At 68.8% G+C, this 19,843-nt stretch carries 17 protein-coding genes and 1 pseudogene; 10 read left to right on the top strand and 8 right to left on the bottom strand.

Annotated features, from left to right (window positions below; translation table 11 throughout):
* The first annotated feature begins 5 nt into the window (after positions 1-5).
* A complete protein-coding gene (gene trpD, locus ACT3T9_RS12765; RefSeq protein ID WP_444606731.1) occupies positions 6-1,088 on the top strand; it encodes an anthranilate phosphoribosyltransferase in 1,083 nt (360 codons plus the stop codon).
* Positions 1,089-1,158: 70 nt separating this feature from the next.
* Here trpD and ACT3T9_RS12760 read toward each other — a convergent pair whose 3' ends face one another.
* The 3 genes from ACT3T9_RS12760 to ACT3T9_RS12750 form a co-directional block, all read right to left on the bottom strand.
* Positions 1,159-1,440: an Lrp/AsnC family transcriptional regulator gene (locus ACT3T9_RS12760; RefSeq protein WP_441445416.1), complete on the bottom strand. Its 282-nt coding sequence runs from the start codon at positions 1,438-1,440 to the stop codon at positions 1,159-1,161.
* A 51-nt stretch (positions 1,441-1,491) separates the two neighbouring features.
* Entirely contained in the window at positions 1,492-3,150 is a 1,659-nt protein-coding gene (locus ACT3T9_RS12755) for a DEDD exonuclease domain-containing protein (RefSeq protein ID WP_444606730.1), read from the bottom strand.
* Positions 3,151-3,261: 111 nt separating this feature from the next.
* Positions 3,262-5,070 carry an AMP-dependent synthetase/ligase gene (locus ACT3T9_RS12750; protein ID WP_444606729.1) on the bottom strand — a complete coding sequence of 603 codons (1,809 nt, stop codon included), beginning with the start codon at positions 5,068-5,070 and terminating at the stop codon, positions 3,262-3,264.
* A 191-nt stretch (positions 5,071-5,261) separates the two neighbouring features.
* On the opposite strand from ACT3T9_RS12750, the gene ACT3T9_RS12745 reads away from it, so the two are divergent.
* Positions 5,262-6,200, top strand: coding sequence for an ROK family glucokinase (locus ACT3T9_RS12745; RefSeq protein WP_444606728.1), 939 nt, complete (start codon positions 5,262-5,264; stop codon positions 6,198-6,200).
* Positions 6,201-6,394: 194 nt separating this feature from the next.
* On the opposite strand, the gene ACT3T9_RS12740 is transcribed toward ACT3T9_RS12745, so the two are convergent.
* Together ACT3T9_RS12740 and ACT3T9_RS12735 are read right to left on the bottom strand one after the other, a co-directional pair.
* The gene (locus ACT3T9_RS12740) at positions 6,395-6,964 is read right to left on the bottom strand and encodes a hypothetical protein (RefSeq protein ID WP_444606727.1); all 570 of its coding nucleotides are present in this window, start codon (positions 6,962-6,964) and stop codon (positions 6,395-6,397) included.
* Positions 6,961-7,734: an alpha/beta hydrolase gene (locus ACT3T9_RS12735; protein ID WP_441445421.1), complete on the bottom strand. Its 774-nt coding sequence runs from the start codon at positions 7,732-7,734 to the stop codon at positions 6,961-6,963. Before ACT3T9_RS12735 ends, ACT3T9_RS12740 begins: the two co-directional genes overlap by 4 nt.
* Before the next feature lie 76 nt (positions 7,735-7,810).
* On the opposite strand from ACT3T9_RS12735, the gene ACT3T9_RS12730 reads away from it, so the two are divergent.
* A complete protein-coding gene (locus ACT3T9_RS12730; protein WP_441445422.1) occupies positions 7,811-8,545 on the top strand; it encodes a lysophospholipid acyltransferase family protein in 735 nt (244 codons plus the stop codon).
* 69 nt (positions 8,546-8,614) lie between these two features.
* Positions 8,615-10,009 (top strand): class II 3-deoxy-7-phosphoheptulonate synthase, encoded by a 1,395-nt coding sequence (locus tag ACT3T9_RS12725; RefSeq protein ID WP_441445423.1) that lies wholly within the window; start codon positions 8,615-8,617, stop codon positions 10,007-10,009.
* A 135-nt stretch (positions 10,010-10,144) separates the two neighbouring features.
* On the opposite strand, the gene pknB is transcribed toward ACT3T9_RS12725, so the two are convergent.
* Positions 10,145-12,283: a Stk1 family PASTA domain-containing Ser/Thr kinase gene (pknB, locus tag ACT3T9_RS12720; protein ID WP_444502672.1), complete on the bottom strand. Its 2,139-nt coding sequence runs from the start codon at positions 12,281-12,283 to the stop codon at positions 10,145-10,147.
* A gap of 136 nt (positions 12,284-12,419) precedes the next feature.
* Between pknB and ACT3T9_RS12715 the strand changes: the two genes are divergently transcribed.
* Positions 12,420-12,773 (top strand): Rv2175c family DNA-binding protein, encoded by a 354-nt coding sequence (locus ACT3T9_RS12715; protein WP_441445425.1) that lies wholly within the window; start codon positions 12,420-12,422, stop codon positions 12,771-12,773.
* A 134-nt stretch (positions 12,774-12,907) separates the two neighbouring features.
* On the opposite strand, the gene ACT3T9_RS12710 is transcribed toward ACT3T9_RS12715, so the two are convergent.
* Complete coding sequence (locus ACT3T9_RS12710; RefSeq protein ID WP_441445426.1) at positions 12,908-14,050, bottom strand: polyprenyl synthetase family protein; 1,143 nt, start codon at positions 14,048-14,050, stop codon at positions 12,908-12,910.
* A gap of 147 nt (positions 14,051-14,197) precedes the next feature.
* On the opposite strand from ACT3T9_RS12710, the gene ACT3T9_RS12705 reads away from it, so the two are divergent.
* The 5 genes and pseudogenes from ACT3T9_RS12705 (at position 14,198) to ACT3T9_RS12685 (ending at position 19,328) form a co-directional block, all read left to right on the top strand.
* Positions 14,198-15,373 carry a hypothetical protein gene (locus ACT3T9_RS12705; protein ID WP_444606726.1) on the top strand — a complete coding sequence of 392 codons (1,176 nt, stop codon included), beginning with the start codon at positions 14,198-14,200 and terminating at the stop codon, positions 15,371-15,373.
* Positions 15,374-15,426: 53 nt separating this feature from the next.
* Positions 15,427-16,692 (top strand): homoserine O-acetyltransferase MetX, encoded by a 1,266-nt coding sequence (gene metX / locus ACT3T9_RS12700; protein ID WP_441445428.1) that lies wholly within the window; start codon positions 15,427-15,429, stop codon positions 16,690-16,692.
* Between the two features lie 55 nt (positions 16,693-16,747).
* Positions 16,748-17,173 (top strand): universal stress protein, encoded by a 426-nt coding sequence (locus ACT3T9_RS12695; protein WP_444502671.1) that lies wholly within the window; start codon positions 16,748-16,750, stop codon positions 17,171-17,173.
* 114 nt (positions 17,174-17,287) lie between these two features.
* Positions 17,288-18,643 (top strand): annotated as a pseudogene (locus ACT3T9_RS12690) (RNA polymerase sigma factor); the annotation flags it as partial.
* 136 nt (positions 18,644-18,779) lie between these two features.
* Positions 18,780-19,328 (top strand): GNAT family N-acetyltransferase, encoded by a 549-nt coding sequence (locus tag ACT3T9_RS12685; RefSeq protein ID WP_444606725.1) that lies wholly within the window; start codon positions 18,780-18,782, stop codon positions 19,326-19,328.
* A gap of 175 nt (positions 19,329-19,503) precedes the next feature.
* Here ACT3T9_RS12685 and ACT3T9_RS12680 read toward each other — a convergent pair whose 3' ends face one another.
* The gene (locus tag ACT3T9_RS12680; RefSeq protein ID WP_441445431.1) at positions 19,504-19,722 is read right to left on the bottom strand and encodes a DUF7455 domain-containing protein; all 219 of its coding nucleotides are present in this window, start codon (positions 19,720-19,722) and stop codon (positions 19,504-19,506) included.
* Positions 19,723-19,843 lie beyond the last annotated feature (121 nt).

Here is a 19,843-nt window from a genome sequence, read left to right as displayed (position 1 = left end):
AGCACATGAGCGAGAACACCCCCACCTGGTCCCAGATCACCGCACGTCTGGTGCGTGGCGAGGAGCTCGACCGTGCCGCGGCGGTCTGGGCGATGGACGAGGTGATGTCGGGCAACTCCAGTCCCGTGCAGCTGGCCGGTTTCCTGGTCGCGCTGCAATCCAAGGGTGTCACCAGCGCAGAGCTCGAGGCGCTGGCCGATTCGATGATCGCGCATGCCCGCCCGGTCGATGCTCCGGCGCGGTCGATCGACATCGTCGGCACCGGTGGGGATCTGGCCCAGACCGTGAACATCTCGACCATGGCGTCGGTGGTGATCGCTGCGACAGGCCGCACCGTCGTCAAACATGGGAACCGGGCCTCCACCTCGAAGTCGGGTTCCGCGGATGTGCTCGAAGCGCTGGGCGTGCGCCTGGAACTGCCCGTGTCGATGGTTGAGGAGTTGGTGGGGCGGATCGGTATGACCTTCCTGTTCGCCCAGGTCTTCCACCCCTCGATGAAGTACGCGGCAGAGGCGCGCCGGGGACTCGGCATCCCCACCGTGATGAACATCCTGGGTCCGATCACGAACCCTGCGCGCCCGCGGGCGAGTGCAGTGGGAGTAGCGGACGCTCGGATCGCCCCCACCGTCGCCGGGGTCTTCGCCGCTCGGAATACGAGTGCGCTGGTCTTCCGCGGGCAAGACGGGCTGGACGAGCTGTCGGTCACAGCACCGTCGGATGTCTGGGAGGTGCGCGGCGGCGAGGTGCGCGAGCATGTGCTGGACCCCGCGGAGCTGCTGTCGGTCCCTCGCAGCGGCCACGACGCCCTGCGGGGAGGGACGGCCGAGGAGAACGCTCAGGTGGCACGGGACCTCTACGCCGGCGAGCGCAGTGGGCGGATGGGCCCCATCCGCGACGCCGTCCTGCTGAACGCCGCAGCCGGCGTGCTCGCCTTCGACGGCATCGATCAGCCGGCATCGGAAGGATTCGAAGCGCGCTTCACCGCCGCCTTCGACGAGGTCGGGCGCACCCTCGACTCGGGTCGTCCGGCAGAGCTCATCCTCCGCTGGGCGGCAGCCTCCCAGGAAGCGGCCGAGGGCCAGAGCTGAGCTCCGGCATCGCAGCCACGTGTGGATGCCGGGCGTGGGTGCCGGGCCCGCTCGGCCCGAGCCGGAGCGATCAGCCGCTGATGCCCAGGTCGAAGGCGGCGTCCAGATCGCGCTTCGAGTAGGTCTTGAATGCGATGTTGGTGGTGGTGTCGAGTACGCCGTCCACCTTGCTCAGGGAATCGGCGATCACGGTCGCGAGCTCCTCGTGCGCACGGACCCTCGCCACGGCGATCAGATCCACGTCACCGGTGACCGAATAGACCTGCTCGATCCCCGGGATGTCGACGACCGCCTCGGCGACCTCGGGGATCCGGCTGGGCTCGACGACGATCGAGACGATGGCTGTGATCATTGCTACTCCTTCGATGGGGCGCCGAGTGCGCCAGGGTGCTTTCCCCCGAGCCTATGCCGCTGGACCCTCGCCGGTCCGCGAGAAGCGCCGGGCGAGATGCTCCTGGTCGAAACGCGCACGAGCAGGGACCTGCCATGCCCCGTCGGTCAGCACCGTGCGCACCCCTTCCCCCTCCAGCCAGCCCAGCATGATCTCGGCCTCCTGGTGGTAGCCCTGGCACAGCGGTGCGGCCAGCTCCGCCTCACCGATCCCGGTGAGTGCGAGTGACCGCGCGAAGGGCAGGGGATCCTTGTGCGCCGGTACGAGAGTGGTCCCCGAGAAGCGTCCGTGCCGCACGGCGAGCAGCTCCCAGCCTCGCCCGCCGATCACAGCTTCTGCACTCGGCCGTGCGCAGATCAGCAGCGGAACGGTTGCGAGGGCGCGCAGGCGGGAGGCGCGGTGAGCTGCTGCGAGATAGGTGAGAGCAAGCCTGCGCAGCTTCTCCGCGTCCTCGTACCGTGAGGATTCGACGTGAGCACGCAGCCGCGCCGCGACGTGATCGAGCACCTCTCGGGGATCATCCAGCATGGCGCGCCGGAGCCGCTCATGGTGGCCAGGGTCTGGGGCGGGAACGCCCCGTGCACCTGTTTCGAGGGCGGCGCCGCGCCCTTGAATCGCGTCGGTGAGCAGCCCACGCAGCGGCTCGATGTCATGCCGAGAGGTCAGCGGTCCGATCTGGGCAGAGCCGTCCTCCTCGGTCCTGGCCAGTCGCGCCCCGCGCAGACCTTCCGTACCAGCTCCGAGACGCAGCCAGTGCGCCTTCTCCGGGGTGAGGCCGTGGCGATTGGACGGCGGCTTCTCCTGCGCGATGATCCGCAGCTCGCGCACTCTTGCCTCGGTGGGCGTGGCGCACTCGATCACTCCGATCGATTCTGCGCGAGGGAGCATGTCGAGCACCTTGCGACGGGTTTCCGCGGCGGTGAAGTAGGTGCGCACCCGCGATCGCAGGTTCCGCGAGGTCCCGACGTAGAGCACTGCCCCCTGGGCGTCGAGGAAGCGGTAGACCCCGGGGACTCTGGGGATCGCCGAGGCGAGGTGCTTCTTGCGCAGCTGGGCCGGGCTCACCCGGCGGTGGGCAGAGCTGAGGTCCTCGAGAGTGGTCGCGGCTGGGCCGAGCCGTTCGATGATCGCGTGGAGGACGTCGACGGTGGCGCGGGCATCGGACAGTGCTCGATGGTCCGGGGTGATGCTCGCCCCGACGTGGGCGGCGAGCGTCGAGAGCTTGTGGTTGCGCACCTCGTCCCGTCGGAACACGGTGCGGGCGAGGGTGAGGGTGTCGAGGACCTGCGGCCGCGGCCAGCTGATCTCGCAGGCCGCTGCTTGAGCGCTGAGGAATCCGATGTCGAAGCGGGCGTTGTGCGCCACCAGCGCGGCACCGCCGACGAAGTCCAGGAACATCGGCAGAGCGATGCGGATCGACGGCGCGCCCGAGACGGAGGCATCTGTGATCCCGGTGAGGGAGGCGATGAAGGCAGGGATCGGCCGTTCGGGATCCACGAAGGTGCGGAATTCTCCGAGCACCTCCCCGCCTCGGACCTTCACGGCTCCGATCTCTGTGATCGCGTCGCTCGTGGCATCGGTGCCCGTGGTCTCGAGGTCGACGACCACGAGGGTGGCCTCTGCCAGTGGGGTACCGAGATCATCGAAGCTCAACTGGCCGCGTGAAGACATGGTCGAAGGGTATGACGCGGCCCCGACAGCCGGGCAGCTGCTGCAGATGCGCAGCGTCACCCGGCCATCGGGGCCGTGAGAGATTCGGAAGCGCTCGCGCCCCCTCGAGGATCAGCCCGTCGGCTTCGATCCCGAGTAGATCCTGTCGATGATCTCCTCGAGATCCTTGACGACGACGTTGCGCTTGAGCTTCAGCGACGGGGTGAGGTAGCCGTTCTCCTCGGTGAAGTCCGAATCGATCACCTCGAAGGCGCGGATCGACTCAGCTCGTGAGACGGAGCTGTTCGCACGGTCCACGACGGTCTGGAGCTCGGCCCGGACGCGCTCGTCCTGTGCGGCCTGAGCAACGCTCATGTCGGGGAGTCCGTTGTTCTTCAGCCAGGTGCTGAGCATCTCGGCGTCCAGCGTGAGGATCGCGGCGACGAACGGCTTCTGATCGCCGATCACCACGCACTGGCTGACGAGGGGATGGGAGCGCAGCTGGTCCTCGAGCTGGGCAGGGGAGATGTTCTTCCCACCTGCCGTGACGATGACCTCTTTGGAGCGACCCGTGATGGTGAGGTTGCCGTGCTCGTCGAGCGTGCCGAGGTCCCCGGTATGGAACCAGCCATCCTGCAGCGACTCGGCGGTGGCCTCGGGGTTGTTGTGGTACCCCTTGAAGATCATCACGCCCTTGACCAGGATCTCGCCGCTGTCATCGATCGCGACGGTCGAACCGGGCAGCGGCGGGCCGACGGTGCCGGGGCGTACATCCCAGGGCAGGTTCACGCTGATCGGTGCAGTGGACTCGGTGAGACCGTAGCCCTCGAGGATCGTCACGCCGATGCCGCGGAAGAAGTGGGACAGCCTCGCGCCCAGCGGAGCGCCGCCCGAGACGGCCCACGAGACATGGCCGCCCATCGCCTCGCGCAGCTTGCCGTACACCAGCTTGTCGAACAGGGCGTGCTTGGCCTTCAGGGTGAAGGGCACCTTGCCTGCCGAGAGCGCTTTGGAATAGGCGATGGCGGTCTCTGAGGCGGCGGTGAAGATCTTGCCCTTGCCACCGGTGATCGCCTTCGCCTCCGCGCCGTTGTAGACCTTCTCGAACACGCGCGGCACGGCCAGCAGGAACGTCGGCTTGAAGGCGGCCAGATCCGGCAGCAAGTTCTTCGTGTCCGCGGTGAAGGCGGTGGTGACCGGCTGGGCGACCGCGAGCACCGAGATCAGGCGCGCGAAGACGTGCGCCATCGGCAGGAACATCAGCAACTTGGATCCGGGAGGCAGCACCTCTTTGCCCAGCAGGTTTATGGCGCTGCGGGTGGTGTCCACGAAGTTCGCGTGGGTGAGCTCCGCGCCCTTGGGACGACCAGTGGTCCCCGAGGTGTAGATGATGGTCGCGATGTCGTCCATCCTGCGCGACGTGCGGCGGGCTTCGAGATCCTCGTCGCTCACGTCGGCGCCCCGGGCCTTCAGCTCCTCCAGGATGCCGTCATCGAGCACCCCGATGTTCTCGAGCTGGGGGAGATCTCCCCGCACTGACTCCACGTCCTCCTTGTGGCGGGTGGATTCGACGACGACGAAGGTTGCCGCGGAGTCCGAGGCGATCCACTGGATCTGGCTGGGGGAGGAGGTCTCGTAGATCGGGATGCTGACGCCGCCGGTCCACCAGATCGCCCAGTCCAGGAGCGCCCATTCGTACCGGGTGCGGGAGAGGATCGCGACGGCATCGCCCGTGGCGATGCCGGAGGCGATCAGCCCCTTGGCGATGAGCTTCACCTCGGCGATGAAATCTGCGGTGCTCACCGGCGAGTAGGTGCCGTCGTCCTGGACGAGTTCGTAGATCGGCACCGAAGGGTTCGAGCGGAACCTGCCGAGCAGCAGATCCGTCGAGTTCTCTTCGGGGCGGCTCTCATGCTGCGGTGGGGAGGTGAACTGCTTCATCGAATCTCCTTTGATCCGGCCAGTGGCGTGCAGCCGGCGTACCGGACGCTTGTCCGGAAGCGCTGGTGGGGTCGATACGATTCTACGGCAGGAGACGCTTACGATGGGCCACGACAGGCAGGTGGGACATGGACACGGGTGGTCCCGTGACGGCCACCGCCAACGGCACAGCGCAAGCGGACAGGAGCGGCATGCTCTCCATCGGAGTGGATATCGGCGGGACCAAGATCGCGGCGGGGGTGGTCGACGAGGACGGCGAGATCATCGCCGCCACCACACGCAGCACTCCGGCCACAGACGCTGCGCTGATCGAGGCGGCAGTGGCGGACGCGGTGGCCGAGCTGCGCGCCCAGCACGACGTCGTCGGGGTGGGCGTCGGCGCTGCCGGATTCGTGGGGGCGGACCGACGCATCGTGAACTTCGCCGCGAATCTTGCCTGGCGTCAGCATCCGCTGGCGGACGAGCTCGAGCGGCTCACCGGACTGCCGGTGGTCATCGAGAACGACGCGAACGCCGCGGGATGGGCCGAGTATCGCTTCGGGGCTGCGACCGAGGCGAAGCACATGCTGATGGTCACGGTGGGCACCGGGCTGGGTGGCGCGATCGTGATGGATGGCCATCTCGTGCGCGGTACCGCAGGGTTCGCGGGGGAGGTCGCTCACATGACTGCCGTGCCCGACGGCCAGTGGTGCGGGTGCGGCCGACGCGGATGCCTGGAGCAGTACACCGCGGGCACCGCCATGGTGCGCACCGCGAGGCGTCGTGCCTCCGCCGGGGACCCGCTGCTGGGCCCCCTGGTGCAAGCCGCCGGCGGGGTGCGGAAGGATATCGACGGACCCATGATCACCCGGCTCGCCCAGCAGGGTGATCCCGGCGCGCAGGAGCTGATCGCCGAGATCGGGACCTGGCTCGGGACCGGGGTGGCCTCGATCGCGGCCCTGCTCGATCCCGAGATCGTGGTCGTCGGCGGCGGCGTCGCTGCCGCGGGGGAGCTGCTCCTCGACCCCGCGCGCAGGGCCTATTCCAAGAACCTCACCGCACGGGCGCATCGGCCGCTGGCTCCGTTCGTGGTCGCGAGCATGGGCAACCGGGCCGGGATCGTGGGCGCAGCGGATCTCGCTCGCGCCTGAGTCGTCGGTCCCTCCCAGCACGTCGATCAGACTCTATTGGTCTGTCTGGTCTCCTGCCGTTCGCGAGCTCACAGCACGTCGATCAGGCTCTATGGGTCTGTCTGGTCTCCTGCCGTTCGCGAGCTCACAGCACGTCGATCAGGCTCTATGGGTCTGTCTGGTCTCCTGCCGTTCGCGAGCTCACAGCACGTCGATCAGACCTCAGCCCCGTCGTGGGGGTCGTCGCGGTGCTCTCGGGGCGCGCGCAGCAGCAGGGAGACCAGCCCGCCCAGTGCGGCGAGCCCGCCGATCCAGCCCAGGAAGCTGGGCAGGGAGGGTGTCACCGTGGTGACCAGCATCAGCACGAACCCGCCCAGCATCGCGGTCCAGGACCACAGCGCTGCCTCTGACGGCGTCGGAAGATCAGGATCCGGGGGCTCGAAGTCCCCATAGATGACCTCGTCGTCATCCAGCTCCCGCGGGCCGGCGGCGCCTCGGAGTCCGGCGGTGGGGTCGCCGAGCCCGGCTGCGGGATGCTGCGCCCGGGACCTGGCGATCGATTCCGGGCTGGGCGGCTCCGCAGGCGAGTCAGCGCTGAAGGACCACAGGGAGTCGTCCTCCTGCGGGTCCGGCGGCGTCTCGTCCTCGGTGTCGCGGTGGGCGGCGGCAGCAGGTTCGCGCGGAGCGTCACCCGGTCGCAGCACCAGGCCTTCGCCCTCGAGCATCCTGGCGAACTCGGCGTCCACGTCCCGGGGGTCGCGGGCCTTGCCGGAATCGGGGGTCATCCTCCACCTCCCGAGCCTGCGACCTGCTGGTCCAGGAAGCGTGCGGAGGTCTCGAACAGCAGCTCCGCGTCGTGATCGAGTGGTGCCAGGTGATAGCTGCGCGGCAGCGCGAGACGCTCCACGGGCCCGCGCACCCCGGCCGCGACGATGTCGCTGTCCGTGGGCGGGACGGTGTGGTCCACGCTCGAGGTGGCCAGCAGCAGCGGCACCTCCACCGCACCCAGCTGCTGGCGGGTGCGGCGGAAGAACCGTCGCAGCTGCGCGACCGCGCGCAGGGGCATCTTCCCGTACGCCTCCTCGACTGCGCCGGGAAGGGCGATATCGGAGCCGATGCCCGGCAACGTCCGTACCACCGGCGCGATCAGCTCTGCGAAGTTCGCCGCCGGCGGCAGCGTCATCCCGGGGTTGACCGCCACGACGGCCGCGATGCGTCCTCGCAGCTGTGGGTCGGCCGCGAGTGCGAGAGCGAGGGCGCCTCCCATCGACAGGCCGCCGACAGCGATCGGGCCCTGCTCCTGGGAGAGGTCCAGCGCCGCATCACGCACGCATCCGTACCAGTCCTGCCAGCGCGTCTCGGCGAGCTCCCGCTCGGTGCGGGCATGCCCGGGCAGCAGCGGCAGCTCGACCGCCCAGCCCCGTTCGGCATGGTCCTCGGCCCAGGGCCGCATGGACTGGGGGGAACCGGTGAATCCGTGGCACAGGAGCAGACCGCCACGCGAGTTAGAGTGAGCCCGCACGCTCCAGGGGCGGGACAGTTCGCTGAACGCCATGGGTACATCGTCGCATCCAGATCCACCAGTTCAGTCCGTTCGCCGTTCGTCGGAGCACCGATCCAGGAGTACACCAGTGCTGTACGAGATTGCCAAGCCCTTCGTGATGGGGGTGGTGCGGGTGCTGTGGAACCCGACCATCAGCGGCATCGAGAACATCCCGGACCAGGGGCCGGTGATCCTGGCATCCAATCACCAGGCCTATTCGGACACCGTCTTCCTGCCCGGCCAGGTGCGGCGCAGTGTTCACTTCCTGGGCAAATCAGATATCTTCTCCGGCGGCTCCCCGGTGAACCGTCTGGTGGCGGCAGTCATGCGAGGGCTGCACGTGATGCCCGTGGACCGCAGCGGTGGCAGCGCCTCGAAGGCAGCGATCGAAGCCGGTCTGGCGGTGCTCGAACGCGGCGAGGTGCTCGGGATCTATCCCGAGGGGACCCGCAGCCCGGACGGTCGGCTCTACCGGGGCAAGACCGGAGTGGCTCGTCTCGCGCTGGTCACCGGAGCGCCCATCATCCCGGTCGCGATGAGGGGCGCCTTCGAAGCGCAACGCGGACGGAAGATCTTCCCGCACCGCCGCCCCCGGATCCATGCCATCGTCGGCGAGCCCGTGGACGTGCAGACGATCACGGCCGCGCTCCAGGGAGTGGAGGAGGCGAAAGTTCTGCGAGCCGTTACCGACGCGGTGATGGATCGCATCCACGCCCTCTCCGACCAGCAACGATCCGGGGAGTACGCGAACGTCGTGAAGCAGCGGATGCGCGCCGCTGCGGGCGGTTCCCCGGCAGCAGCGGAGTCCGACGCCGCAGTGTGACGCCGCAGTGTGAGGACCGGCTGGTGGGATCCGCGCACCGCTGGAGCGGGGACTGGATACCCTGTGCAGGTGACTCAATTCAGCCCCGATGCCCCTGCCCGCGCGCATGCGTTCTCCCTGTCCTCGGCTGACGACGGCCTGGCAGCACTCGGCGCCTGGCGCGAGTATCCGCGGGTGCAGCAGCCGGTGTGGCCCGACGACGCCGCACGCGCAACTGTGTTCGACGATCTGCGGTCCGCTCCGCCCCTGGTCTTCGCCGGAGAGGTCGATGTGTTGCGCGACCGGATCGCTGCTGCCGCACGGGGAGAGGCGTTCCTGCTCGCCGGTGGCGACTGCGCGGAGACCTTCGCCGATTCCACCGCGGATCGCATCCGCAACAAGATCCGCACCATCCTGCAGATGGCCGCGGTGCTCACCTACGGCGCCTCGGTGCCGGTGGTGAAGATGGGTCGGATGGCGGGGCAGTTCGCCAAGCCGCGATCCGCTGACGAGGAGACGCGTGACGGCGTGACCCTGCCGACCTATCGCGGGGACGCTGTCAACGAGTTCGCCTTCACCCCCGAGTCACGGATCCCGGATCCGAAGCGGCTGTGGAAGACCTACACCACGAGCGCTGCGACCCTGAACCTGCTGCGTGCCTTCACCGGCGGCGGCTTCGCCGACCTGCGTGAGGTGCACTCCTGGAACCGCGGCTTCACCTCCGGTGCCGGCTACGACCGCTACGAGGAGCTGGCTGGGCAGATCGACAAGGCCGTGCGCTTCATGGATGCCATCGGAGCGGATTTCGATGCGCTCAAGGTGGTGGAGTTCTATGCCTCGCACGAGGCGCTGCTGCTCGACTACGAGGAGGCGCTGTCGAGGATTGACTCCCGCACCGGGGAGATCTACGGCTGCTCCGGTCACTTCCTCTGGATCGGTGAGCGGACCCGCCAGCTCGACGGGGCGCACGTGGACTTCATGGCCCGACTGCGCAACCCGATCGGCGTGAAGCTGGGTCCCGACGCATCCGTCGACGATGCGCTGCGGCTGATCGACAAGCTCGATCCGGAGCGCGAGCCGGGGCGACTGACCTTCATCACCCGGATGGGCGCGGGGAAGATCCGTGATCGTCTGCCGGCACTGGTCGAAGGGGTGCGTGACTCCGGCGCCCAGGTGGCCTGGGTGACAGATCCGATGCACGGGAACACCATCACCTCGTCCAACGGCTACAAGACTCGGCGCTTCGAGGACATCCTCGACGAGGTCGTCGGCTTCTTCGAAGTCCATCAGGGGCTCGGCACCATCCCCGCCGGCCTGCACATGGAGCTCACGGGCGACGATGTCACCGAGGTGCTCGGCGGCGCGGGCTCGATCGACGAGGAGGGGCTGACGCGCCGCTACGAGACCCTCGTGGACCCGCGTCTGAACCATCAGCAGTCCCTCGAGCTCGCCTTCCTGGTCTCGGAGATGCTCTCCCGCCGCTGAACCGGCTTCTGATCACGCAACGCCGGTGCCCTCCCAGGCTGGGAGGGCACCGGCGTCGTCGTTCTCTGCACCAAAGGCAGTGAGAGGGGTCAGCGAGCAAAATCAGGCAGCAGGTTCAGAAGACCTGCAGCAGGATCAGAAGACCTTCAGAGTGATGGTCGAGCCCTTCTCCAGCTCGCCGCCTGCAGCGGCTGACTGCTCGTAGACGAGTCCGAACACCGGATCGCCCTTGTCATGGACCACGTTCACCGCGAATCCGGCCGCCTCGAGCGTCGCCTTCGCATCGGCCTCCGGCTGGCGGAAGACGTCCGGGACCATCACCATCTCCGGACCCAGCGAGGTGACGAGATGGATGGTGTCTCCGAGGAACCGGGTCCCGGAGGCCGGGGACTGGGAGATGACGGCACCCTTCGGCACGCTCCCGGAATGCGCCTGTGCGGCGGTCACCCTGAAGCCGGCCGCTTCGAGCGCGGCGCGGGCGGCGCCGGCGCTGTTGCCGGTCTGATCTGGGACCGCGATCGGCTGGCGTCCCTGGGAGAGGACCACGTGCACCTCGCCGCCGACGGGCAGCGCATCTGCGGTGGCCGACTGCGAGATGATCTCGCCCTCCGCGACCGTCTCGGAGAACTCCGGATCGTCCTCCACGAGCACCAGGCCGAGGTCCTCGACCTGGGCGCGGGCGCTCTCGAGGTCGCTGCCCACGACCTGAGGGACGGGGAAGGTCTCCTCACCCTTGGAGACCACCACCTCCACATTCGTCCCCTTCTTCACGGTGGTCCCGGTCGAAGGCGAGGCGGAGATGACGTGACCGGCCGGGATGGTGTCGTCGAAGCGCTCCTCGGTGTGAACCGCAAGATCTGCAGCAGTCAGCGCGGACTCGGCATCTCCGAGCGTGGCGCCGGTGATCAGGGGGATGGTGCGGTCCGCGCCGGGCCCGGTGTTCAGGTACCAGTCGCCTCCGCCCCACGCCCCCATGCCCATGACGGCGATCAGGCTCAGGACAGCCACCAGTCGCATCAATCGGGAGCGCCGACGGGCTCCTCTGGGGAGATGTCGTCCCCGAGGGGTGCGCGGTGCTCGCATCGTCACCACGCGCGGAGTCTCGTCACCCTCTTCGGGCTCCCCGACGGGTCCCGCCTCCGCGCCAGCGCCCGAGACTGCGTCAGTGCTCGAGCCTGCAGCGATGGGGGAGGCGGACACAGTGGTGGAAGCCGAGATGGTCGCGGAAGCCGACACTGCGGGCGATTCTGCAGCATCGTCGGCAGGGCCTGCGTCGTCCTCCCCCGGGGCGAGCAGCGCTGCGGGGAATGCCCGTGGACCATGTCCCAGCTCGGAGGCGACCTCGTCGAGGGAGGTGGTCAACCGCGGCACATCGGAGGTGTCTGTGTCGCCGAGCGGTTCCGGCCTGGTCTCCAGCACCGCGGAGGGGAGCGTGGTCGACAGCTCCCGCACTGCCCGGAGCAGGTCCGACGCGGACGCCGGTCGCTGCTCCACCGGGCGCGCCGCTGCCCAGGTCACCAGCGAATCCAGCTCGCGGGGGATCCCCGAGACCAGCGTGGACGGTGCCGGGATGTCCTCGTGGACGTGCTGGAAGGCAACGTGGACCGGCTGCTCGCCGAGGAACGGCTGGCGCCCGGTCAACATCTCGAACAGCACCACCCCGAGGGAGTAGAGATCGCTGCGCTCATCCGCGTGCCCCCGGGTCACCACTTCAGGACTGATGTAGGCCACGGTGCCCAGCAGGGTGGCGCTCGCGGAGGAGTTGTTCGAGCCGATGGCCCGGGCGAGCCCGAAATCTGCGACCTTCACCAGCTCGCTGCGGTCGATGAGGATGTTCTCGGGCTTGATATCCCGATGGACGATGCCCGCCTCGTGCGCGGCGACCAGCGCCTCGAGCACCTGGGCGGTGATGGCGAGGCTCTCGTGGATCGTGAGCCGCTCCTGGTCGACGATGCGCGCTCGCAGCGTCTCGCCCTCCACCAGCTCCATCGCCAGGTAGATGCGGTCCTCGTCCTCGCCCTGGTCGAAGACGCCCACGACATTGCGGTGGGCGAGACGGGCCGCTGAGCGTGCCTCCCGGCCGAAGCGGCGCCGGAAATCCTCGTCCATCGCGAGGTGGGGGTGCATGATCTTCAGAGCCACGACACGGTCCAGACGCTGATCATGCCCGCGATGCACCGTCGCCATTCCGCCGCGCGCGATCGGCTCCTCGACCCGATAGCGGTCGTCGAGGAGCAGGCTGATGCCGGGGGAAGTCGACGTTGCCGAGCTCACGGAGCCAATCTAGGTCCGCAACGCTGCTGGAACCGGGACCGACACACGCACGAGACCGGTGGTGGTGTGATGCACGACCGGGAGCGTCGGCGGCCGCAGGGATGCGCGTGCGGTCCGCGCGTGGCACCCTGGGGGAGTGGACGAACTCGATTCCCTCATCACCAACTGGCTCCCCCTCCCCGACGTCGCCGAGCGACTGGACGTGGAGGTCTCGCGCGTGCGGCGCCTGATCGAGGAAGGTCAGCTGATCGCGGTGCGCCGCGGAGACCCTGTGGTGCGCATGGTGCCGGAGCTGCTGATCGGTGACGGCGAGCTCATCCCGCATCTCGCGGGGACGATCACCGTGCTGCGAGACGGCGGTTTCGAGGACGCAGAAGTGCTGAGCTGGCTGTTCACCGAAGACGAGACGCTGCCCGGCAGGCCGATCGATCAGCTACGCAAGGGCCAGCGCGGCGAGGTCCGCCGGCGAGCGCTCGCACTCGCGCTCTGACCCTTCTCTGACGACCCTTTTCTGACCTCTTTCTGTCCGTCCGACCCAGAGGACCGGAAGCGCCGAGATCTGGCGGCGCAGAGGCCTGCCGGTGCAGAGACACCTCGGCGCAGGACCCTGCTTCTCAGACTCCGTCAGGCGGGCAGCGAGTCCACATCCGTGGCGAGGTCCGCGAGCGCCTCGAGGCCTGCGCGGCCCTGGGCGCCCAGCTCACCCAGTTCTGGCGTGTCCAGAAGCAGCGCACGGGCCCGTGCCGCCCGTCGGCGCACCTCGTCTGCCACGGAGCTGACGGCGCCGGTGGACACCATCAGCGCGTGGACTGCGCTGATCTGCGTTTCGTCCGCCTCGGGGTTGCCGACGACCTCGTCCAGCAGCGCTCGGCCACTGGCGTCAGCGGCCTGCCGCGTGCGCGCCAGCAGTACGGTGCGCTTGCCCTCGACGATGTCTCCGCCGATCGGTTTGCCGGTCTCGTCCTGATCCCCGACCACGCTGAGCAGGTCATCCCGCAGCTGGAAAGCCGTCCCCACCTCGATCGCCCAGGCTGAGAGGGCATCCAGCGCCTGGTCCGGCGCCCCTGCAAAAGCGGCACCGATCCGCACCGGCCGCAGCACCGTGTACGGCACCGTCTTCCACCGGATGACGGAGAGCGCGGCCAGCTCCGCATCGGGGGCTGAGGAGAACCCTCCGGCCTGGTGGAGGATGTCGAGGTACTGCCCGGACATCACTTCCGTGCGCAGCGCATCGAACTCACGGCGGGCGCGGGTCACCGGGACGGGAGCTCCTTGAACCCCGGCGGCCATCTGCTCGGACCAGCTCAACGCGAGATCGCCCAGCACGATCGCGGTCGCGATCCCGTACTCCTCTGGGGCACCGGCCAGGCCTGCACTGCGATGTTCCTGCTCGGCCTGCATATGCAGAGCCGGTCGTCCGCGCCGCATCGGGGAGTGATCGATGACGTCGTCATGCATCAGCGCTGCTGCCTGGATCAGCTCGATCGCAGCGCCGAGTCGGGCCAATGCGTCCACCTCCGTGGGCGTCGGCTCCCGGCCCAGCGTCGCCACGCCGCCCCAGAAGCAGAAGCGGGGGCGCAGCAGTTTCCCTCCCTCGAGGTAGCCGGTGAGGGCGTCGATCAGTCCGGCGGCCTCCGGCGAGATCTCCTCGAGGTGCCGCCGATGCGCGGCCAGCTCGGCGCGGGTGACCTCGGCGACCCGCTCCACCAGCAGCTCGTCGAGCGCGTGCAGGCGGTCGCCGAGGGGCGGCGTGTGGGAAGGGGGCATCGGGAACTTCCTTTCTGGCGGGCATCACGATCTTCCCACGCGCAGCTGTGCGGCCCTCCCGTCGGACGGTTCCTCCACAGCGGCTGTCCATCCCCAAGGAGCCAGGTTCGCACCTGTGGCGGCGACAGATCGGTGAAGGTCTGAGACATGACCACTCACATCACCCCTGCCGATCACGGCCGCCACGTCCTCGACGTCCATGACCCCGCCGAGCTGCTCGCAGAAGCCAGGCTGTGCCTGCGTGAGCCTCCCGTGGATTCGCTGATCCTCGCCAGTTCCGGTGGCGCCAGCTCCCCACTGATGATCACCCGCTCGGCACTGGCCGACCTGCTGGGACCCGGGGGCGGTGAGAACCTCGAGCGCCACCTGGCGCTGATGCGCGATCGCGGCGGCCCCGTCGTGCATGCACTGATCGTGCTCGGTGACGGATACCAGGATCTGCTGGAGCCCGTGATCCACGAGGTCATGCGTCGTGCAGGGCAGCTCCTTCACGCCGCTGCCCGGACGCTGGAGTCCGAGTCCTCGCCCGCGCCCATGTTCCAGCTCCTGTCCCTCCACGGCGCGGCGGGGTCGACCTCCTGGGAGCTGGAGAGGGATCTGCACGAGGGAGGAGCAGGGGACGTCGGCGTGACGGCGACCGGACCGCTGCGCGCGTTCTCCGACACCCGCGCGGCGGCGTCGGCCGTCCTCACCGGGCGCGCCATCCCGCACCACGACGCTCCGAACCCGATGCTGGAGGAGATCGGTCGCGGCCTTCGGCTCCCTGCACTCGACCTCTCCTCGGAAGCGGACCCCGGCAAGCTCTTCACAGCGGCGCTCTCCGCACTGGACAGGCTCGGCGGCGGTGCCCTCAGCCTCACTCCGGCGGAACGGATGACGAAGTGTGAACAGATCTCGTCGCTGCTGTCCGCCATCGCCGTCGAGCGGCTCCACTGGGAGCTGCTGGCCCAGTTCGTCGAGCATGGCGACACTCGCGTCATCGACCGCGAGACCCTCCTGCAGACCTTGGTCAGTGATCGGGAGTGGCGGCCGCACGACGACGTCTGCGCAGGTGGAAGGTGGTACATGGGGCTCGAGAAGCTCCGGCGCATCGCCGCGGCGGCCATGGTGGCGGCACTGCCGGCAGAGCGCCGCATCGCCCGGTCAGCATGGCGAGCCCTGACCGCGCTGCTGGTGCTGCTGGCATGGTGGAACCACCGCTTCGCCACTGCGGGCAGTCTCGTCGATGAGCTCCGGGAACAGGAACCGGAGTCGACTCTGGCACCCTTGCTCTCACGGATGACCGATACGCCGATCTTCCCTGCCTGGTGGCCCAGCGCCTGACCCGGGCCGCCACGATGCCTTGCGCGGGGGAGGCCACCGAAGGAGCAGCACCGATGACCGTCCTCGGAGAGCACCGATTTGTCGATGCGAGAATCCCCGCCCGCGACGGGGCCCTGCACGCGCCGTCCGCTCCCACGGACTCCGCTCCGACGGACTCGGCTTCCACGGATTCCGTTCCGACGGACTCGGCTCCCGCGGATCCAGCCTCGGCGTCGGGCGCCTGGCGCCCGGAGAGGGGAGCTGGTGACCGTCAGTTCGCCGAGATCGGCCCGCTCCTGCTCGAGAACGGGGAGATCCTCGACGATGTCACCATCGCCTACGAGACCTGGGGGGAGCTGGACCAGGACCGTGGCAACGCCGTGCTGGTGCTCCATGCACTGACGGGTGATTCCCACGTACGAGGCCCGGCCGGAGGTAGCCACCCCAGCCCTGGCTGGTGGGAGGAGATGGTCGGCCCCGGCCGGCCGATCGACACCGACCGCTTCCATGTGATCGCACCGAACGTGCTCGGTGGATGCCAGGGCACCACCGGGCCCAGCTCGCCAGGTGCGGACGGCCTCCCCTACGGCTCGCGATTCCCCATCATCACCACCCGCGATCAGGTTGATGCCGAGCGACGATTGCGGGACCAGCTCGGCATCGAGCACTGGGCGCTCGTGATCGGCGGCTCGATGGGAGGGATGCGCGCCATCGAATGGGGCGTCTCCCACCCCGACGAGGTGCAGCGGCTCTGCGTCATCGCCTCCTCCGCTCGGGCGACCGCGGACCAGATCGCCTGGAACAACGCTCAGATCGCCTCGATCCAGCTGGACCCGGAGTACCAGGGAGGGGACTACTACGACGGCGGCAGCGGGCAGGGGCCGAAGTCCGGATTGGGCATCGCCCGGCGGATCGCGCACACCACCTATCGCACGGCGGAAGAGCTCGAGAGCCGCTTCGGCAATCAGGCCCAGGGGCGAGAGGACCCCTATGACGGCCGGGGCAGGCACCAGGTGACCAGCTATCTCGATCACCATGCGGTCAAGCTCGCCCGCAGGTTCGACGCGAACTCCTACATCACGCTCGCGCAGACGATGAGCACCCATGACGTCGGCCGAGGTCGCGGAGGCGTGGCACAGGCCCTGGGCCGTGTCCGTGCCCGCACACTGGTGGTCGCGATCGATTCTGATCGGCTCTTCCCGCCGGCTCTGGTGGAGGAGATCGCCCAGCACGTCCCCCAGGCGCAGTGGCAGGTGGCCACCTCGCCTGTCGGGCATGATGCATTCCTGCTCGCCCATCCGGGACTCGAGGAGTGGATCGGCACCCTCATCGGCGACTAAGCTGGGTCAGCCGGTGTGACTGCACCGTTGCACGGTCGCAGGGAGGAGACGTCGCATGAGCATCGTCGTGGGGTACTCCCCGTCGGGTCAGGGACGGGCCGCGCTGAAGGCCGCCCTCCGCTATGGAGCGCGCACGGGGGAGGGGCTGGTCATCGCCTCACATCTCTATCACGACGCTGAGCGTGGGATGACTGCCGCCACCGAGGACGAGGTGCGTGACGAACTGCGCGCGCTCGGCACCGAGCAGGCCGACGTCGCCGTGCGGAGCAGCCTCGAGAGCGATATCGGGGAGTTCATCCTCTCGGTCGTGGACGAGGTCGCGGCGAGCTTGGTCGTGATCGGGCTCCGCCGGAAGCCGCCGATCGGGAAGCTGAACCTGGGCGCCTCGGCGCGTCGGGTCGTGCTCGGCGCGGCCTGTCCGGTGCTCGCCGTCAAGGACGACCACCACGCGAGTGGGGTCGGTGGCGTCACAGGCGCCTGAGCGGGTGGGAATAAACCACTGCGAGCGGCGTTATACTCAACAGGCTTGACGGCACCGTGCGTTCGTGCGCCGTGAAACCGGTAGATACCGGTGACGTGACACGGAGCGGAGACCGCGAGCCGCGCCGAGAAGACCGATCGCCCGAGTGTGGCGGACCGCCCATGCCGGGCCGCCGCCGGAAGAAGGAACTCTGTGACCTCCTCCAGTACTGCTGAGACCGCCTCCAAGGCGAAGCGCTCGACAAGCGCCGCGGCCACGAAGGCAGCGGAGAGCTCCGAGGCCGTCGAGACCGACGCTGTCGAGACCGCTGACACCGCCGCACCGAAGACCCCCGCCAAGAAGGCCCCTGCACGCAAGACCGCCGCCCGGAAGCCGGCCGCCAAGAAGGCCGCCGCACCCAAGGCCGCCGAGGCCGACTCCGACACCGAGGAGGAGTCGGAGGAGACCGAGGCGAAGAAGGCCAGGTCCGCGACCGACACGAAGGTCGAGGAGTCCGGCGGCTTCGTCTTCAACGCCGCTGAGGATGACGCCCCCGCCCAGCAGGTCGTCACCGCCGGCGCCACCGCCGACCCGGTCAAGGACTACCTCAAGCAGATCGGCAAAGTCGCACTCCTGAACGCTGCGCAGGAGGTCGAGCTGGCCGAGCGCATCGAGGCCGGTCTCTACGCCGAGCAGAAGCTCAAGGGCGACGAGTCGATCACCAAGACCAAGGCCGGTCGCGAGCTGGCGATCATCTCCCAGGACGGCCGCGCCGCCAAGGATCACCTGCTCGAGGCCAACCTGCGCCTCGTGGTCTCCCTGGCCAAGCGCTACACCGGTCGCGGGATGCTGTTCCTGGACCTCATCCAGGAGGGCAACCTCGGCCTGATCCGCGCGGTCGAGAAGTTCGACTATGCCAAGGGCTACAAGTTCTCCACCTATGCCACCTGGTGGATCCGCCAGGCCATCACTCGCGCCATGGCGGACCAGGCCCGCACCATCCGCATCCCGGTGCACATGGTCGAGGTCATCAACAAGCTCGCCCGCGTCCAGCGGCAGATGCTGCAGGACCTCGGCCGGGAGCCCACCCCGGAGGAGCTCGCCAAGGAACTGGACATGACGCCCGAGAAGGTCGTGGAGGTCCAGAAGTACGGTCGCGAGCCGATCTCCCTGCACACCCCGCTCGGTGAGGACGGCGACAGCGAGTTCGGCGACCTGATCGAGGACTCCGAGGCCGTGGTCCCGGCCGATGCAGTGAGCTTCACCCTGCTGCAGGAGCAGCTCCACTCGGTGCTGGACACCCTCTCCGAGCGTGAGGCCGGAGTGGTCTCGATGCGCTTCGGGCTCGAGGACGGTCAGCCCAAGACGCTCGATGAGATCGGCAAGGTCTATGGCGTGACCCGTGAGCGGATCCGTCAGATCGAGTCCAAGACCATGTCGAAGCTGCGTCACCCCTCGCGCTCGCAGGTGCTGCGCGACTACCTCGACTGACGTTCAGCAGTGAGGACGGGCCCGGTTCCACTAGAACCGGGCCCGTCCTCTGTCCGCCGCTCGGCGGACGCTCGCACACAGCAGTGATCAGGACGAAGCAGCGATCAGGACGAACCCGGGAGATGGAGCACCGGCAATGAGGACGACCACGGGCACGGACACCGCCACCACACTGCGGATCCATCGCGTCACCGGCGAGGACTGGACCAGCCATCGGGATCTGCGGCTGGACATGCTCGCCGCCGACCCCGAGGCGTTCTGGGCGGACCCGGCAGAGGCCCGCCGCCGAGACGAGCGGCAATGGCGCCGGGAGATCGCCGGACCACGACTCCATCTCCAGGCCAGACGCGGGGGATCGGTGCTCGGCGGGATCGCCCTGCTCCCTGCCGGCTACACCCCCGAGCATGTGATCCCCGCGGACCGCGCCTACCTCGTCTCGCTCTGGGTCCGTCCTGCTGCTCGCGGCACTGGACTCTCCCGTGCCCTCCTCGCGAATGCCGCCCGTCTCTCCCTCGAGCTCGGGCGACCGGACCTGCGGCTGGATGTCGACGACACCAACACTCCAGCTCAGGGTCTCTACGAGCGTCTCGGCTTCGCCGCCACCGGCGCCCGGGAGGCCCGAGAGGGCCGCAGCACCTACTGGGTCGAGTACGCGATCCACGCCGAACAGCTGCTGCGCGTTTGACCTGCTGAGCGATTGGGCTGCTGCACGACCCACCTGAGCGCGCCTACCCGCAGTGCGCGCCTGCAGGGCGTCCCCGCAGTGGGGCGGACAGGCAGACGAGAAGGGCGCCCACCAAGGAGGTGGGCGCCCTTCTCGAGGAACGGGAGCGATCAGACTCTGCGACCGGCTGCTGCGGTCAGTCCTCGATCGGCTCGGGCTTGAGATGGAGACGCTCGGTCTCGTCGATGATCTCGGAGGCGACGCTGGTGAAGGCGTCCTGATGGGCGCGAGCGTGGTGCGCGCAGAACATCAGTTCGCCGCCGGCCTCGAGGAGCACCTTGACGTACGCCTGAGCACCGCAGCGGTCGCAGCGGTCGTGTGCCGTGAGCCGGGGAGCTTCGAGAGTGAGGTTCATGAGGTCATTTCTAGCATCGAGACCGGGGGCGGGGGGAGTATCCACAGCCCTGGTTCGCTGGCGGCGCAACACCCTGTGAGCCCAGCCGCTCCCCACGCCCGGTCGGGGCCCGTGCTGTGAG

It is taken from the genome of Brachybacterium sp. AOP29-B2-41 (genome assembly GCF_052378395.1).
Classification (GTDB): Bacteria; Actinomycetota; Actinomycetes; order Actinomycetales; family Dermabacteraceae; genus Brachybacterium.
This window is presented reverse-complemented; position numbering and strand designations above follow the sequence as displayed.

Excerpts from the sequence above, each read along its gene's own strand:
- trpD (WP_444606731.1), top strand. The coding sequence starts at position 6 with ATGAGCGAGAACACCCCCACCTGGTCCCAGATCACCGCACGTCTGGTG.
- ACT3T9_RS12760 (WP_441445416.1), bottom strand. The coding sequence starts at position 1,440 with ATGATCACAGCCATCGTCTCGATCGTCGTCGAGCCCAGCCGGATCCCC.
- ACT3T9_RS12755 (WP_444606730.1), bottom strand. The coding sequence starts at position 3,150 with ATGTCTTCACGCGGCCAGTTGAGCTTCGATGATCTCGGTACCCCACTG.
- ACT3T9_RS12750 (WP_444606729.1), bottom strand. The coding sequence starts at position 5,070 with ATGAAGCAGTTCACCTCCCCACCGCAGCATGAGAGCCGCCCCGAAGAG.
- ACT3T9_RS12745 (WP_444606728.1), top strand. The coding sequence starts at position 5,262 with ATGCTCTCCATCGGAGTGGATATCGGCGGGACCAAGATCGCGGCGGGG.
- ACT3T9_RS12740 (WP_444606727.1), bottom strand. The coding sequence starts at position 6,964 with ATGACCCCCGATTCCGGCAAGGCCCGCGACCCCCGGGACGTGGACGCC.
- ACT3T9_RS12735 (WP_441445421.1), bottom strand. The coding sequence starts at position 7,734 with ATGGCGTTCAGCGAACTGTCCCGCCCCTGGAGCGTGCGGGCTCACTCT.
- ACT3T9_RS12710 (WP_441445426.1), bottom strand. The coding sequence starts at position 14,050 with ATGCCCCCTTCCCACACGCCGCCCCTCGGCGACCGCCTGCACGCGCTC.
- ACT3T9_RS12705 (WP_444606726.1), top strand. The coding sequence starts at position 14,198 with ATGACCACTCACATCACCCCTGCCGATCACGGCCGCCACGTCCTCGAC.
- metX (WP_441445428.1), top strand. The coding sequence starts at position 15,427 with ATGACCGTCCTCGGAGAGCACCGATTTGTCGATGCGAGAATCCCCGCC.
- ACT3T9_RS12695 (WP_444502671.1), top strand. The coding sequence starts at position 16,748 with ATGAGCATCGTCGTGGGGTACTCCCCGTCGGGTCAGGGACGGGCCGCG.
- ACT3T9_RS12685 (WP_444606725.1), top strand. The coding sequence starts at position 18,780 with ATGAGGACGACCACGGGCACGGACACCGCCACCACACTGCGGATCCAT.
- ACT3T9_RS12680 (WP_441445431.1), bottom strand. The coding sequence starts at position 19,722 with ATGAACCTCACTCTCGAAGCTCCCCGGCTCACGGCACACGACCGCTGC.